The sequence below is a fragment of the Cryobacterium flavum genome (assembly GCF_900103805.1).
Lineage (GTDB): Bacteria > Actinomycetota > Actinomycetes > Actinomycetales > Microbacteriaceae > Cryobacterium > Cryobacterium flavum.
The window spans coordinates 44,053-58,659 of record NZ_FNIB01000018.1; the positions used below are offsets into that span (position 1 = coordinate 44,053).

The window sequence follows — 14,607 nt, forward strand, 5'->3', positions numbered from 1 at the left end:
CCGGTCGAGGATCTCCGACGCAGCACCATATCGGCCGCGGGCAGCTGCGGCGACGGCCCCCAATGCCGCGTGCTCCTAGGATGGGGGCATGAAGACGGTTGCGGTGTACAGCACCAAGGGCGGGGTCGGCAAAACAACGGCAGCCGTCAATCTGGCCTGGGAGGCGTCTCGGGAGTGCCGGGTACTGCTCTGGGATCTCGACCCGCAGGGTGCCTCAACCTATGTGCTCAATGTAAAGCCGAGGGTCAAGGGCGGCGTGAACTCCCTCATTCGAGGGAAGACCGAGATGGATGCCGCGATCCGATCTACCGTCTACGAAAATCTCGCCGTACTGCCAGCAGACGAAACTTACCGAGATTTGGATCTGGTCCTGGACGCGGCGAAGAAGTCCACGCACCGTATTGCCAAGGCGCTTGAATCGGTCGCAAGAGAATATGACGTCGTGATCCTGGACTGCCCGCCCGGGGAATCCCGTGTCGCCGAGAACGCGCTGCACGCCGCCGACCTCGTCGTTTTGCCCCTCGTTCCGTCGCCGCTCTCGCTTCGGTCACTGGCCCAAGTCAACGAGATCATCGCGGATTCCGACAGTCCCCCCAAGGTCTTTGCATTCCTGTCGATGGTGGACCGCCGCAAACTTTCGCACCGCGCTGCTGCCGAGACTCTGCCGCGTGAATATCCGCAGGTGATCGACCTCGTGGTCCCCGCGACCGTTGTGATCGAGCGGATGGGTTCAGAGCGCGCCCCGGTCGGATCGTACGCTCCCGACACCGAGGCGGCCCGCGTGTTCGCGGAACTTTGGGAGTATGTTCGCACCTCGTCCAAGGTCAAACGGGCAGCACCGTCAAAATTGCGTGCGCGCTAACATCACAGCCAAGCGCGCATCGAGATGCTCTCGTGCAGCGCCGAATGTATGAATCGCCGTGCACATCGCCGTGTAATCAGCATTGTGGAGAAACGGCGGACTGCCGCGACCTAGGGGAGGTGCGGAGATGGCCCAGACTGAGAAGAACAAAACAACGTCCGTTTCGACCAACAGCATGCAGAAGCAAGCCAAGAAGGCCTTAGTACGCGCCGAGAAATCGGTGCAGGCCGCCCGCGAAGCCGTCGCCCACGCCAGCGCGAAGTTGCGCAAAGAGGCGCAGGCCTTGTCGAAGCAGACGCAGAAGTTAGCGACGAAACAGGAAAAAGCAGCAGGCAAGATTGCCGCCGCCACAGAAACAGCCCGGGCACAGGCCTCGACCATAAAAAAATCGAACCGTCCGGCCCTGCCGACACCAGCGCCGGTCCGTCCCACAAAAGTTGCGGCGCAGACTCTGACCGAGCAACGCGGACATCCGCGGGGCTTCAGCGGGACGAACGGTTCCTGTCATCGAGAACAGGACCATATCCTCGGCGATCAAGGTAATCCGCGGGTGAACTGCACCCGATGAATCGCTGAGGATTTCTTAGCCGCGAACCGCGGTCGCTCACCCTGACATTACGCCACGTGCGGGGCTGTGTATGGCGCTGGGCGTCGTTCGGCGCGCAGCTGGGACCGCGCTGCGTGTTCCACGAGCACGGGAATGAAGTCCCGGATGGGCTTATCGTCGAGCGAGGCGTGGCACGCCGACACGACGGATTTGACCCGACCTGTCGGAAGATCGGCGTACCTGACCTCGAGCCGACGCACCACATCGTCGACCGCATTCTTCTCCTGCTTTGAGTCCATATCTCATTGTGACCGTCTTTCCGTGTCGATTCGAACCAGATCCATCCCCTAAAAGGGGTGAAGAACCTCAATGGCGTTGAATAGCCTGCGGCCCCAGGGGGTGCAATCTACTCCAAGGGTGATCGCCCTACGGCTCCACCGATAGCCAGGCTATGGTCTGGCTCGTACCGACCGCGCGCAGCTCGAGTATTCTCGACCTGACGAGGACTTCTTCGGTCTAGAGGCCTCCGTTCTCTCGAAATAGCAGGACTGACTTCGGCCTGTTTCGAGGCAATAAACGTTGAATAAACGTGCGTGCGTCAAATCTCACCGCGAACGGCCATCGCGACCCGGCGAATTTCCGAGATCAAGCACGGCCGAAATTCTAAAAGACCGCCCGAATGTCGTCAAGAGTGCACGTTGACTCTTAGAAAACCTCCGCGTTACTATATTCATTGCTGACGATTTTCAATCGCGTTAACAGCTTGCACCGCATCGGCGCGAATGGCGTCGGGATGCCCGACTTCGAGAAAGCCTGGGTCGCAGCCCACAACACTCCTGGCTGCGCCGGCACGTTCCTGTGTGAATATTCGGCCTTCACGCTGTTGGTCATTGACGAGTAGCGGCTGGACTGGCCAGTGGAATCGAAACGCGACACGCTGCTGGGTCGACGGGCTTCTGCACTCAGTATCAGCAGAAGGGCTGACACCAGCGCCTCGGCCCCGGAGTTCATACAGACGCGATCATGGCCCGGATCATCCACAACACGGTCTGTGTGGTAACCCGCCCTCTCCTCTTGAGCCGCCTTGAAATAGACCCAGCCGCACCCAGCGGCCCTGTGGCCCTGTGGCCCTGTGGCCCTGTGGCCCTGTGGCCCTGTGGCCCTGTGGCCCGAAAATATGCACCCGCGCCGCCGCCCAGACCGGGGAGAGCCATGGTTCTTTTCCCCTAGGACCAACGTTCATCGCGACCACGACGACGGCGAAAGCTGCGACGACCGTTGCAGTGCCCAGCGAGCGACAACACCATCAGACGTGAGTCCGCTCAAGCGCTCCGGGGGGCTGCCCGCAAGGGCGCGCGCACGGGGGTCGCCCACAAACCGGCCAGTCGTACCGCTCGAAGGGCGGTGAAAAGTTCGGCCGCCTGCACGGGTTTGGCTACGGAACGCCCGGTCATCTCGGTTATCCGCCCCAGTCGGTGAAGTACCGTATTTCGGTGGCAATGAAGTTGCTTGCCGCACTCGGCGGTCGAACCGTCGGTGGTGAACCAGCATTCAAGCGTGTCCAGAAGCACGCGGGCATCGTCTGGATCAAGGTCAGCCAGCCCGCCGAGAACGCCATCGCGGAGTTCGGCAGCGTATGCGGGTTGAGACACGAGAATGGTATCGATCGGGGCCGCGCCGTAGAGATGCACTCCCACCGCGGCGGGGGCGATGCAACGCATGGCCAAAAGCGCTTGTCGCACCGCGACAGGCGCGCGCTCGAGGGCTTGTATCGGCAGGCTCACCCCGATTCGTGAACTGACGGTTCCGACCAGTGCGTGCGCGGCGGCGGAAGGGTGCGCACCCGCCACACTTCCGAGCAGGCCCAGATACTCACCTTTCCACGGAGCCCAGGCGGAGCTGACCCCCATCCCCCGCAGTCGGTCGGTTATGGCGGGAATTGGGTCATCGTCTGAGTGCCGCATCTCAACGGCAAGAACGACGAATGTTGCCTCCTTGGGAAGGCCAAGAGCACGAACCGCTCGACCGGCATCCCCCGAGAACTCGCCTTCCAGAATCGCGAGCAGCACGACGTTCTTGCTCTGCTGGTCTTTGCGTTCCCGTTCGTCGACGACCTCTCGGTACGTCTCCGCGGCGGCGTTCGAGTACCGGTCGATAATGCCCCATACTCCGGATGACGCGGTGAGCAGCGCTGTAGCGTGTTCGGGCGTCGTCGCCTTCGCCATCAACGCGTCCCACAGGTGCAGACCGGCAAGCCGGTATGCGTGCAGGAGACTCGCCATGGGGATGCCGTGCTCCGCTTTCACGCGGCCGGCATGGCGGGGTGCGGCGAGCGAGTCGTTGATGCCGAGCAGGCACTGCAGGATCGCCTCGAGGTTGTCATGCACGATACCTTCGAGCACACCGGCGCCGAGCACGCTCTCGGCGTAGTCGTGCTCGCCGTTGATGATCTGGGCAACGATGCTGTCTGATAACTCGCCGACCGAGTCGATCATGCCCGAGAAGAGCTCGCGAGCGCCGTCCACCATGACATCCTGGGTCGGCATGCTCAGCGGCGCTTCATTGCGTTCCATTTGCACAGTGTAATCCGGTGACTCTTGCGTTTGGTTGTGCGGCCGCACAATGCACAGTTCCGAAATCGCGGCGGCGGCCCATCGCTATCGCTGACGGTGGAGCCGAGACTAGCCTGACACCGCAACCCGGAATCCGGGTCGCCGTCAGGCAACAATCAAAGGAGATTGATGACTACCACCGATCCGATGTCGAGGACACAGCCCATTCGGGCCCTCGACCAGCAGCAGCGCGACCAACTCGACGCCGCCATCATCGAACTGGCCTCGGGTGCCAAGCGCTGGGCCAGCACCCCACTTTCCGAACGAGCCGCATTACTGGGAGCTGTGCACGCAGCCATGACGGGGGCCGCTCAGGAATGGGCGGAGACTGCCGCTGCGATCAAGGGACTAGACCCGTCATCACAGCTCGTCGGGGAAGAGTGGATCTCCGGCCCGTATGCCAGCCTTTCAGGCGCCGGTACCCTCGCTCAGTCCATCGCAGCCCTCGCTGCGGGGAGGAGCCCCCTTGCCAGCAGCCGCTTCGGAACGGCTCCCGGCGGTCGCGTCATCGTCCCGGTACTTCCGACCAACGGGTACGAGTGGTTGCTGCTGCACGGATTCAGCGCTGAGATCTGGATGGCTCCTGGCCGCTCTCCCGAGGAGGTACGGGCCAGCGCTGGCCTCGGTGAGCTCACGCCGACAACGTCGGGCGGAGTGGGACTCGTGCTCGGCGCCGGCAATATCACGTCGATTCCGCCGCTCGACGTGCTGTACGAGATCGTCGCGAACAACCGGTCGGTGCTGCTCAAACTCAACCCGGTCATGGCTGGAATGAAATCCGTTTTCGATAAGGCTCTCGCCCCCCTGATCAAAATCGGAGTGCTTCGTATCGTGCAGGGCGCCGGCGACGTCGGTGCGTATCTCACGCAGCACGATGGCATCGCGCACGTGCACATCACCGGGAGTGCGGCAACACACGATGCCATCGTCTGGGGAACGGGCGCGGATGCCGCGAGCCGCAAAGCAACGGGCACCCCGTTACTAGGCAAACCGATCACCAGCGAACTCGGCGGAGTATCGCCCATCATTGTGCTTCCGAGCGCATGGACGAAGCATGACCTGCGCTATCAGGCCGAGCATGTCGTTACTCAGCGCCTGCACAACGGCGGATACAACTGCATTGCCGGCCAAGTGGTTGTCGTCAGCAGCAACTGGCCCCAGAAGAAAGCGTTCCTCGCCGAACTCCGACGGGCACTGGCGGCAGCACCTCAACGCCCCGCCTGGTACCCCGGCAGCGATGGGCGCATGAGAGCCGCATCGGCCGCGTATCCGACCGCCGAGCGGATGGGCCAAGACGGCTGCCGCCTGCTGATCGATGTCACAGCCGAAGACGACGCATCGAACGTGATCACCACGGAATATTTCTCCCCGGTGCTGGGCGTTGTCGAAGTGCCGGGCACGGGGCAAGCCTTCCTCGACGCCGCCGTCACGCTGGCCAATGACGAGTTCGTCGGCACCCTCGGTGCGAATCTCATTGTCGAGCCCAAGGTCATCCGGCAGCTCGGAACCGGGTTCCTCGAGTCCATTGCACGCCTGCGCTACGGCACGATCGCCATCAATGCGTGGACCGGCCTCGGCTTCCTCACAGCAACCGCGTCGTGGGGCGCCTTCCCCGGTGCCACCATCGACAACGTGCAGAGTGGCATTGGAACCGTGCACAACGCGCTGCTCATCGATCGGCCCGAGCGCACGATCGTTCGCGGCCCGTTCCGGCCGTTTCCGCGATCGTTCGCACACGGAGAATTCACTCTGTTCCCGAAGCCGCCGTGGTTCGTGCAGGCGCGTTCCGCCGCGACGACCGGACGTCGTCTCGCGGGTTTCGCGGCCAAGCCGTCATGGCTGAAGATGCCCGCCATCTTCCTGGCGGCATTCCGGGCCTGACCCTCCGGTCATCCCGCACGCTCCCCCATACTCATCCCCAGCCAGAAGGCGAGCCGCCGTGTTCACCAGTCCCTTTCCCGACGTCGAAATCCCCAATCTCAGCGTCTTTGACCATCTCTTCGGTTCACTCGAAGTCGCATCCGCGAACCACATCGCCCTCGTCGACGGGGCGACCCGTGAGACCACCACGTACGGCGAGTTGGTGCGCCAGATCGAAGCAGTTGCGGGGGCACTCGCCGCTCGTGGCATCGGTGTGGGTAGCGTCGTGGCGCTGCACTCCCCGAACCGACCCGCTTTCGCCGTGGCGTTCCATGGCATTCTGCGAGCTGGCGCCACGGCGACGACCGTCAACGCACTGTCGACGGCCGGTGAGATGGCCACGCAGCTGGCCGACTCCAAAGCGGTAGCCATCATCGCAGCGGATATGCTGTTCGCCGTCTCTGCGGAAGCCGGCGATCTCGCCGGTGTGGCAGCAGACAACATCATCAGTATCGGGGAGGTCAGCGGGAGCACGAGTCTGGCCGACCTGATCGCCGAGGCGTATCCCGCGCCCGAGGTACATTTCGATCCGGCAACGCACCTGGCCGTGCTGCCATACAGTTCGGGCACGACGGGCAAGGCCAAGGGCGTCATGCTCACCCACCGTAATCTCGTGGCCAATGTTGCGCAGTCGGCACCCATCATCGGCGTGAGCGCCGATGATCGCGTTCTGGCTGTGCTGCCGTTCTTCCACATCTACGGCATGACGGTGTTGCTCAACATCTCTCTGGCACAACGAAGCACCCTCGTGACCATGGCACGATTCGATCTGACTGATTTCCTCAGTCTCATCCAGTCCGAGCGCATCACCTACGTCTTCATCGCTCCTCCCATCGCGGTGGCGCTTGCGAAGCATCCGCTGGTGAGCGAATTTGACCTGTCGAGCCTGCGCACGGTGTTCTCGGGGGCGGCGCCCCTGGACGGCATCGTCGGCGGCGCTGTTGCCGAGCGGCTGAACTGCGAGGTTCTCCAAGGCTATGGAATGACCGAGATGAGCCCGGTATCGCATGCTTCACCCCGAGGTCGAACCGATATTCCCCTAAACTCGGTCGGTCTGACGGTGCCAAACGTGCAGTGCCGTATCGTTGACCCGCTCACCGGAGACGACATCGAGATCCCGGCCGTGGGCGTGAGTGAGCCCGGCGAATTGCTGTGCCGCGGCCCGAACATCATGGTGGGCTACCTCGGAAACGATGAAGCAACCCGGGCGACCATCGACGCCGACGGTTTTCTGCACACCGGCGATATCGCAACGGTGAGCTCCGAGGGGTACGTGACTGTCGTTGACCGACTCAAAGAGCTCATCAAATACAAGGGATATCAGGTCGCGCCCGCAGAGCTTGAGTCGTTGTTGCTGGGGCATCCCCAAATCGCCGATGCCGCAGTCATCGGTGTGATCGACGCGGATGGTGAAGAGGTGCCGAAAGCATTCCTGAGACTGCAACCGGAGGCCACGCTCACCGGGGAGGACATCATGATGTGGGTCGCCGATCGGGTAGCCCCGCATAAGAAGGTTCGACAGGTGGAAATGATCGACTTCATCCCGAAGTCGGCGTCAGGCAAGATCCTGCGCAAGGATCTGCGGTCAAAAGGAGCGCTCGTATGAGTACCAACACTGAAGAATTCGACTATATCGTCGTCGGTGCCGGATCGGCCGGAGCAGCTGTCGCAGCTCGACTCACCGAAGACGCGAGCATCTCCGTTCTGCTGCTCGAAGCCGGTGGTGTCGACGATAAGCAGGAAATCGTCATCCCGGCCGCGTTCCCGAAGCTGTTCAAGTCCGATGCCGACTGGAACTACCAGACCGAGCCGCAGGCCGAGCTAACGGGGAGGTCGATCTACTGGCCACGTGGCAAGGTGCTCGGCGGCTCATCCTCCCTGAACGCCATGATGTGGGTGCGCGGATTCGCTGCCGACTATGACAACTGGGCAAGGCTCGCCGGGGACGGCTGGTCGTACGAGGCGCTCCTGCCGTATTTCCGCAAGGCGGAGGCAGTGGAGGGCAACAGCGATCCCGACCAGGGCACGGACGGCGCGAATTCGATCTCGCACCAACGCAGCCCTCGATCGCATACCGCAACCTTTCTTGAGGCTGCCGCCGAGGTCGGAATGCCCCTCGTCGCGCCGAACTCGGCAAACCCGGAAGGGGTCAGTCAAACGATGGTGAGCCAGCGTGGCGGCATGCGGCACAACACGTCGGCCGCCTACCTTGCGCCGGCAGCCGAGCGCTCCAACCTGCTCGTTCGCACCGGGGCACACGCCACTCGCGTGCTGTTCGACGGAACCCGCGCTGTCGGTGTCGAGTACCTCAGCGAGGGCACCCCGACCTCGGTCTTCGCGCGCCGCGAGATCGTGCTGAGCGGCGGAGCGGTGAACACACCGCAGTTGCTCATGCTGTCGGGCATCGGCGATGCGACGCACCTTCGCTCCCTCGGAATCACCGTGCTCGTCGATGCTCCCGAGGTCGGATTGAACATGCGCGACCACCTGTTCGCGGCGCTGGCAGTCGAGACCGACGATGACACCCTCTTCGGTGCCGAGACCGAGGAGCAGCTCAACGACTTCGTCTCGCAGCAGCGCGGCATGCTCACCTCCAACGTTGCGGAGGCGTACGGTTTCGTCAAGACCGACCCATCGCTCGCCTTCCCCGACATCGAGGTGCTCTTCGCCGCCGTGCCGTATATCGGTGAGGGGCTTGTGGCCGCGCCGCGGCACGGCGTCAGTGTCGGCGCTATTCTGCTGCGGCCCAAGAGCCACGGAACCGTGCGACTCGCCTCCGCCGATCCGCTCACGAAACCGCTGATCGATCCGAATTACCTGGGCGATCCGAATGGAGAAGATCGTGACACCTTGCTCGCGGGCCTCGGCGTGTGCGAGCGTATTCTTGCCGCCACGGCGTTCGCTCCAACGCGGACTGACGGCAAGTTCATCCAACCCGCCGGGTCGGATGCTCAGACCGCGGCCGAGCGTGATGCCACGGTGATCAATGAGTTCTCGCAGACGCTCTACCACCCGACGAGCACCGCTCGCATGGGATCGGATGCTGGATCGGTGGTCGACCCGGAGTTGCGTGTGCGCGGCGTGCAGGGACTTCGCATCGCCGACGCGTCTATCATGCCGGAGATCATACGGGGGCACACGAATGCTCCATCCATCATCATCGGAGAGAAGGCGGCCGATCTTCTGCGCGCATCGGTGCCGACCAGAGTGGAAGCGGCTTCAGTTCATTGAGGTGAGTCCGGCGGCGAGGATCGCGCGGCAGCGCGCATCCACCCGGCGCAGGATCACGGTCGCGGCGAGAGTCTCCCTCGCGACCGGCGGTGGCGCGAATGAGAGGCTGGTCAGCGATGTTTGCGAACAGATTGGGCTTCATCCGCACGCATTCCGTTCCCTGTTCCCTACCGATGATGTGCTGTTGGATGCGGTGAATGATCTCTTCGTTGAGGAGTGTGCGCAACGACTTCGAGGTGGGGTTTCGGCGTTCACCCCGAAAGGTGTTGGTGTGATTCTCGACACCTGGGAGCGATCCTTTGAAGCTTGGCTTCTCGACGGGTATACCGAGTCGAACTTCTCCGAGTCCCCCTATATTGCTAGAACACTGCCTGCGCTGCTAGAGCAGGTCAGCGAAAGGCGGTCGTAGTCGAGTAAAACCGCGAGGTGGCAACGATGATGCCTGTCCAGATCGGAAGCGTGCATTTATCGCGCCCAGCCATGCGCTCGCTACTTTCCGGTGGCAGCGGGCCCGTGACCCTCCGGTGGATTGCTTGACTCCAGAATCGCACTCTTGCGCCGTCCCCAGCGGATGAAAAGCCCCAGAGCCACGACGATCCCAACCACAACGAGAACCTGGACCACCACCCAGAAGATCCACCAAAAAAGAGCACTGAATTCCATTTCGACCACCCCTCGATTCGCGGACACCTGAGCGCCCTACCCAGCGCGACCCTAGGCCCGGGTTGTCGTTCGAGGCAGTACGCCGTCGAGTGCCTGGCCAGGAGAGATCATCCCGAGCATCTCGTTTGACGGACCTCCTACGGGAATGGCCCCGCGAAGACGGGGCTTAGCAGCCCGCGTTGACAAGAAAGTCGCGTTTGCCCCGTCCATTAGAATCCCGCCTGGCTCTTACGCAACAACCATTCCAAGCTGACGAGATCTTGGACACCCGGTATCTCTGCGTAACGTTGGACCATGAGTGGCTCGCGCAGACGCGCCACACGCACCAATCAACGTAGTGAGCCACGCCGCCGGGGAGGGTACAGTTTTGCTGCGGTGGTCCTCTCCCCCGCGATTCATCCGTGATTCGAGTGCAGGCAAACCCCGCAACCATCCTTCACAAATGAAGGATCACCTCCGCTCCGGTCTTTCCGGAACCACGGCTTGCGTACCGAGCTCACCAGCGAACAGAAAAGCCGTCAAGGTCTTGGACGGCCTGGATCTCAGTGGTGCCAATTTCAACGGCGCCGTACTCACGAACACCAGTTTCAGGTTGACCAAACTAGATGGCGCCATCTTTATCGGGGCCGATCTTCGAAACGCGGACCTGACAGCAGCGAGAGCCGATAAGGCAGAGTTCCTGGGAGCAAACCTAGACGGTGCAACTCTGCACACTGCCTCCCTCGATGGTGCATCGCTCCGGAACGCCGACCTGCGGAACACCGATCTAAGCTACACATCCGTCCGTGGCACGCTTTTCTACGGGTCCAAGTTCAGTAAACACACGTTTAGCGTCGACCCGAAAATGGGTGGTCAGGATTTCGTGTGCTACGACGAAAACACCCAATGGCCAGATGGAGCGATCCCATCCGAGGGGCTATTCGCCAAGGATCAATACGACCGAAAGCTCGAATGACAGCTTCCGCTGCAAAATGCGTTGCGTTGAGATGCCCGGTCACGGGAAGTCGCGGCAGGTGTCCATGTGGCAGATGTATATCTTCTCGCCCTTGCAAGTGTTCTTCGATGCCCGCACCAGCACCATACTGCTCAAAAACGTCGCGTGAATGTTGCGAGCAAGAAGGGAAAAACGGCGCATCACATTTGTTGGGACGTGACCCCAGCGCTGCTCCGCCCGCAGTAGCGCGAAGCTAAACCTTCTTCAGCGGATCATTTCCCCAATTCATCAGCGAGTAGCGCCAACGCGAGTGCTCGACATCGGAATCCGGTTTCTGTGCCCTATGTCGCTTGACGTAACTGACGACCTTATGCATGTGTTCGATATCGGACGCGGTGAGATCGCCCTTCTTCGTTCCAAGAATCGTGACGATCCTGCGTCCGGACCGATGGCCGGTGGATTCCCCGCTACCATCGTCTTTCTGTCCGACCTCTTTGGATTCGTCTGTATTGAGCCACGACGAGATCTCACTGGCGGTCATCGTGACCGCGCTTTTCCAGTCGTCCCAGATCGCATCGACATCGTTCGCTTTAGCTGCCATAACTCAATCATCGTGGTGAAGCTTCACCTCGACAAGGGCGTGTGTTGGCTTCGTGGCGTGATCCGAACTTTTACGAAAGGGCTCGGTCAAAAGGAGCATTTTTGGCCCTACGAACATTCGATTTGCGCGCATTGGACGAACTGCCAGCGAGCTGATAGTTAACTTCCCACTAGTACCTGGACACAGCCGTCCGTAGGCTGCGAGCATGAGCGATTTCAGCAAAGGTGACCGAGTGAGTTGGGCGACGTCTCAGGGACGAACTCAGGGGGAAGTCGTCGACAAGAAGACGAGCGACTTTAACTTCGCGGGCACAACGTTTCACGCCTCGAAAGATGACCCTAAATATATTGTGAAGTCCGAGAAGACGGATGCGGAAGCCGCCCACAAGGCCAGTGCCCTGCGCAAGCTGTCGCCACGATAGGGCAACTGCTATTCGAACAAATAGGCTCTTCTATCTGACCGCCGGTACCTTCGGTTTGCACTGCATGAAGGACGGGGGCGGGGCTGGCCGAAGCGAACCCGATCCAGGAGTTTGACCTAACTCCTGAACCGTTTGGCTATTGACGACGGCTCGCAGACCAGCGGCACGCTTCCGCGATCTCGTCCAGCGATTTCCGCGCGGGCTTTCGGCCGACCTAGCTAGGATCCCCTCAAGACATTTCAGAGACGGATGCCCGCGGATGGGAGTCCCGCGGCGACAGCCGGTAGCAGTGCATCGAAGGTGTGACCTTTTTTTGCGAGCCGCTGCGCTGCCTCAAGCGCAGCACGAGCAAGGGCGGCGTCGAGCCTTTGCGCCGTCGATTCCGGAGCCGCACCGAGCGGCTTCGCACCGGTGATGCCGTAACGGTCCCGATAGGCCGCAACCGCGCATCCGTTTTGGCGCCACGCGGCGGCGGCCAACCCGCGCGGCGCGGCGCCGAGGGCTCGAGTCCACGGCTCCCCCACAAGCAACGCGTGGTCGAGCACGTCGGCCGCTCGCGACTCGATCAGGTCAGCGCGCTCGACCAACGCCTGGTGCATGGCGGTATCCATCGGCCCGAGTGCGCGAGGGATCAGCCCGGCGACGTGACGCGGAGAACGGCGCGTGCGACCCGCTCCGGTATACCTCGACACGACCGCCGCGACCCGGGCTCGCAGCACCGCCGCAATGTCCTGCGCATCCTCGAACCCGCGAGCCACAACAACCCGGGGCAGCAGGGCCACCTCGTCCACAAAGTGGGCCTCGGCTCGCCGAAGCTCGGCAGTCAACGGGCCGAAGGCATCCGAATTGATCACGTTCAAGGTCTGTTTGTGCGACAGACCGCTCGCCCGCACCGCGGCCACCCACCGGTCGTGCTGCGCGGCCGCCGCGAGAGTCTCGTACTCCGCCGCGAGTTGCGCCACCGAGCCCCACGCATCCTGCTCCGCCGCCAGAGTCTCGTGCGCCGACAGCTCGGCGCCGACGTGCTGCAGAATGCCGAAGAGGATGCTTCGCGCCGTCACGTCCGCAGCGTCACCCGGCCGCGGCCCCACATGCGCCACGTCGGGCCGGTCGACAGCGATGTAGGCGGTGTTCGCCTCGCGGCCCCGCGTCATCGCGACGTACAGGTTCTCCCGCGGCATGCTCGGCGCCACGACGACGTGCGCGGTGTCGGTCGTGATTCCCTGCGCCCGGTGCGAGGTGACCGCGTAGCCCAGCTCCACGTGTTCAGCGACGTAGGAAGCGGGCAGCAGCACCGTGCTCCCCCACCGACGACCCCACCGTCGCACCTCGACCGCACCATTCCGATGCACGCCGATCACGCTCCACCGGTCGCCGTTGCGCACCCAGCTGCGGGACGCGTACAGCCGACGATCGTTGCGGCGGGTGATGACCGTGTCACCGACGGCGGCGCGGGTTCCGTCGTGCAAGGCGACTTCGTGCAGCGCGTCGACCCGGCCCTCCAAGATCAGTTCGGTTCGCGCGCGCACGTTCAGCGCCGCGACGGCCTCGTTCGAGTCGCTGATCAGCACGGTCGACTTGCCAGAGCGGATGTCCGCGCGCCAAGCCACGTAGGCGGCATCCGCCATGGCTTCGGTGCTGCCATCGCGCAGGCGGTCATGCGTGGCGTAGAGGTCGATCGACTCGGGGTGGCCTTTGCGCAGTCCGAGTGACGCGGTCTTCTCCCACTCGTGCACTAAGCGGTGCACGTCGACGAGTTCGGGCGCATCCGCCCGGTCGTGCACGAGCAACGAGAACGCACCGCCCGCGTCAACCGACTGCAGTTGGGCGTAGTCGCCGACCAGCAGCACCTTCGCGCCCGCATCCACAGCCAACGCGGTGACCCGATCGAGCGGCAGCGTGCCCGCCAGTGACGCCTCGTCGATGATCACGAGCTGCCCGGCCCGAAACGATGAACCCTGGTCGATATGTGTCTGCCACCACTTCGCCAGGTTCTCCGTCGCAATACCAAGATCCGTCGCTAGTACCGTCGCGGCGGCGGCCGAGGGCGCGAGCCCGACGACGGAGCCTGCACCGTGCGCCGCCTCCCAGGCTCGCCGCAGCGCGTTCATCGCCGTCGTCTTGCCCGCACCGGCCGGCCCCACCAGCACATCTATCACGCGGCCCGAACCAGCAACGCAAGAGAGCGCCGCGAGCTGGTCATCGGCGAGCCGCCCGCCACCCGGCAACCGAGAAGAAGCGGCCGCCCTGAGCGCCACACGTGATGCAGTCAAAAGCACGGCACGCTCCAGCAACCGAGACTCAGCATCCAGCAGCTCGGTCGAGGTAAACACCACGGAGTGCTTCGGTCGAAACACCGATGTCCCGTCATCTCGTTGAAACTCCACAGGGCTCGAGGCGAGCTCGGGTGGCGTGAGGCGCAGGGACGTGCGCTCGGCAGCATCCACTATGAGGCCGACGACGGCTTCCCGATCGGACGCCGACGCGAACCGGTACGACATCGTTTGGCGCGCAGCCTCGGCCGTGAGATTCCAGTGCCGCCACGTGGCGCGCTTCTCGCTCACGGCCATCATCACGCTCACCCCGAACGCATCCACAGCCTCGCGCGGCAGGTCCTCGGCACGCAGCAACACCGGAGACGAGCCGACAACCGTCGAATAGTGAACCGTCCCTGATTTCCTGCCGCTTTCTTTCTAGTGAAAGGATTCGGTTATGCCCAAGAAATACCCAGATGAGGTTCGTGAGCGAGCGGTTCGTATGACGCTTGATCGTGTGAAGGATTACCCGTCGATGTGGGCCGCGTGCCGCGAACTGGC

Annotated in this window: 12 protein-coding genes; 8 read left to right on the top strand and 4 right to left on the bottom strand. The window is 62.8% G+C overall.

What is annotated here, in order from left to right; all coding sequences use genetic code 11:
• Positions 1-88 precede the first annotated feature (88 nt).
• Together BLS91_RS17780 and BLS91_RS17785 are read left to right on the top strand one after the other, a co-directional pair.
• The gene (locus BLS91_RS17780) at positions 89-862 is read left to right on the top strand and encodes a ParA family protein (RefSeq protein WP_092342159.1); all 774 of its coding nucleotides are present in this window, start codon (positions 89-91) and stop codon (positions 860-862) included.
• A 127-nt stretch (positions 863-989) separates the two neighbouring features.
• The gene (locus tag BLS91_RS17785) at positions 990-1,430 is read left to right on the top strand and encodes a hypothetical protein (protein ID WP_092342161.1); all 441 of its coding nucleotides are present in this window, start codon (positions 990-992) and stop codon (positions 1,428-1,430) included.
• Between the two features lie 47 nt (positions 1,431-1,477).
• Here the strand turns inward: BLS91_RS17785 and BLS91_RS17790 are convergent, their stop codons facing one another.
• On the bottom strand, positions 1,478-1,708 hold the full coding sequence (locus BLS91_RS17790; RefSeq protein WP_092342163.1) for a three-helix bundle dimerization domain-containing protein: 231 nt from the start codon (positions 1,706-1,708) through the stop codon (positions 1,478-1,480).
• Positions 1,709-2,142: 434 nt separating this feature from the next.
• Here BLS91_RS17790 and BLS91_RS20380 point away from each other — a divergent pair, with 434 nt between their 5' ends.
• Positions 2,143-2,310 (top strand): hypothetical protein, encoded by a 168-nt coding sequence (locus tag BLS91_RS20380; protein ID WP_174775002.1) that lies wholly within the window; start codon positions 2,143-2,145, stop codon positions 2,308-2,310.
• Positions 2,311-2,731: 421 nt separating this feature from the next.
• Here BLS91_RS20380 and BLS91_RS17795 read toward each other — a convergent pair whose 3' ends face one another.
• Complete coding sequence (locus BLS91_RS17795; protein ID WP_092342165.1) at positions 2,732-3,982, bottom strand: PucR family transcriptional regulator; 1,251 nt, start codon at positions 3,980-3,982, stop codon at positions 2,732-2,734.
• Positions 3,983-4,150: 168 nt separating this feature from the next.
• On the opposite strand from BLS91_RS17795, the gene BLS91_RS17800 reads away from it, so the two are divergent.
• The 4 genes from BLS91_RS17800 (at position 4,151) to BLS91_RS17825 (ending at position 10,790) form a co-directional block, all read left to right on the top strand.
• A complete protein-coding gene (locus BLS91_RS17800) occupies positions 4,151-5,902 on the top strand; it encodes an aldehyde dehydrogenase family protein (RefSeq protein ID WP_199182627.1) in 1,752 nt (583 codons plus the stop codon).
• Between the two features lie 58 nt (positions 5,903-5,960).
• The gene (locus BLS91_RS17805; RefSeq protein WP_092342167.1) at positions 5,961-7,547 is read left to right on the top strand and encodes an AMP-binding protein; all 1,587 of its coding nucleotides are present in this window, start codon (positions 5,961-5,963) and stop codon (positions 7,545-7,547) included.
• Positions 7,544-9,172 carry a GMC family oxidoreductase gene (locus BLS91_RS17810; protein WP_092342169.1) on the top strand — a complete coding sequence of 543 codons (1,629 nt, stop codon included), beginning with the start codon at positions 7,544-7,546 and terminating at the stop codon, positions 9,170-9,172. The genes BLS91_RS17805 and BLS91_RS17810 overlap by 4 nt, the downstream gene beginning before the upstream one ends.
• 1,105 nt (positions 9,173-10,277) lie before the next feature.
• Complete coding sequence (locus BLS91_RS17825) at positions 10,278-10,790, top strand: pentapeptide repeat-containing protein (protein WP_092342174.1); 513 nt, start codon at positions 10,278-10,280, stop codon at positions 10,788-10,790.
• A 232-nt stretch (positions 10,791-11,022) separates the two neighbouring features.
• On the opposite strand, the gene BLS91_RS17830 is transcribed toward BLS91_RS17825, so the two are convergent.
• On the bottom strand, positions 11,023-11,370 hold the full coding sequence (locus BLS91_RS17830; protein ID WP_092342176.1) for a DUF3140 domain-containing protein: 348 nt from the start codon (positions 11,368-11,370) through the stop codon (positions 11,023-11,025).
• 205 nt (positions 11,371-11,575) lie between these two features.
• Here BLS91_RS17830 and BLS91_RS17835 point away from each other — a divergent pair, with 205 nt between their 5' ends.
• Positions 11,576-11,791 (top strand): hypervirulence associated TUDOR domain-containing protein, encoded by a 216-nt coding sequence (locus BLS91_RS17835; RefSeq protein WP_092342177.1) that lies wholly within the window; start codon positions 11,576-11,578, stop codon positions 11,789-11,791.
• 239 nt (positions 11,792-12,030) lie between these two features.
• Here the strand turns inward: BLS91_RS17835 and BLS91_RS17840 are convergent, their stop codons facing one another.
• Positions 12,031-14,424, bottom strand: coding sequence for an ATP-dependent DNA helicase (locus BLS91_RS17840; RefSeq protein ID WP_092342179.1), 2,394 nt, complete (start codon positions 14,422-14,424; stop codon positions 12,031-12,033).
• Positions 14,425-14,607 lie beyond the last annotated feature (183 nt).

Bases quoted from the DNA above. Each gene is read 5' to 3' on its own strand.
- BLS91_RS17780 (WP_092342159.1), top strand. From the start codon at position 89: ATGAAGACGGTTGCGGTGTACAGCACCAAGGGCGGGGTCGGCAAAACA.
- BLS91_RS17785 (WP_092342161.1), top strand. From the start codon at position 990: ATGGCCCAGACTGAGAAGAACAAAACAACGTCCGTTTCGACCAACAGC.
- BLS91_RS17790 (WP_092342163.1), bottom strand. From the start codon at position 1,708: ATGGACTCAAAGCAGGAGAAGAATGCGGTCGACGATGTGGTGCGTCGG.
- BLS91_RS17795 (WP_092342165.1), bottom strand. From the start codon at position 3,982: ATGGAACGCAATGAAGCGCCGCTGAGCATGCCGACCCAGGATGTCATG.
- BLS91_RS17800 (WP_199182627.1), top strand. From the start codon at position 4,151: ATGACTACCACCGATCCGATGTCGAGGACACAGCCCATTCGGGCCCTC.
- BLS91_RS17810 (WP_092342169.1), top strand. From the start codon at position 7,544: ATGAGTACCAACACTGAAGAATTCGACTATATCGTCGTCGGTGCCGGA.
- BLS91_RS17825 (WP_092342174.1), top strand. From the start codon at position 10,278: ATGAAGGATCACCTCCGCTCCGGTCTTTCCGGAACCACGGCTTGCGTA.
- BLS91_RS17830 (WP_092342176.1), bottom strand. From the start codon at position 11,370: ATGGCAGCTAAAGCGAACGATGTCGATGCGATCTGGGACGACTGGAAA.
- BLS91_RS17835 (WP_092342177.1), top strand. From the start codon at position 11,576: ATGAGCGATTTCAGCAAAGGTGACCGAGTGAGTTGGGCGACGTCTCAG.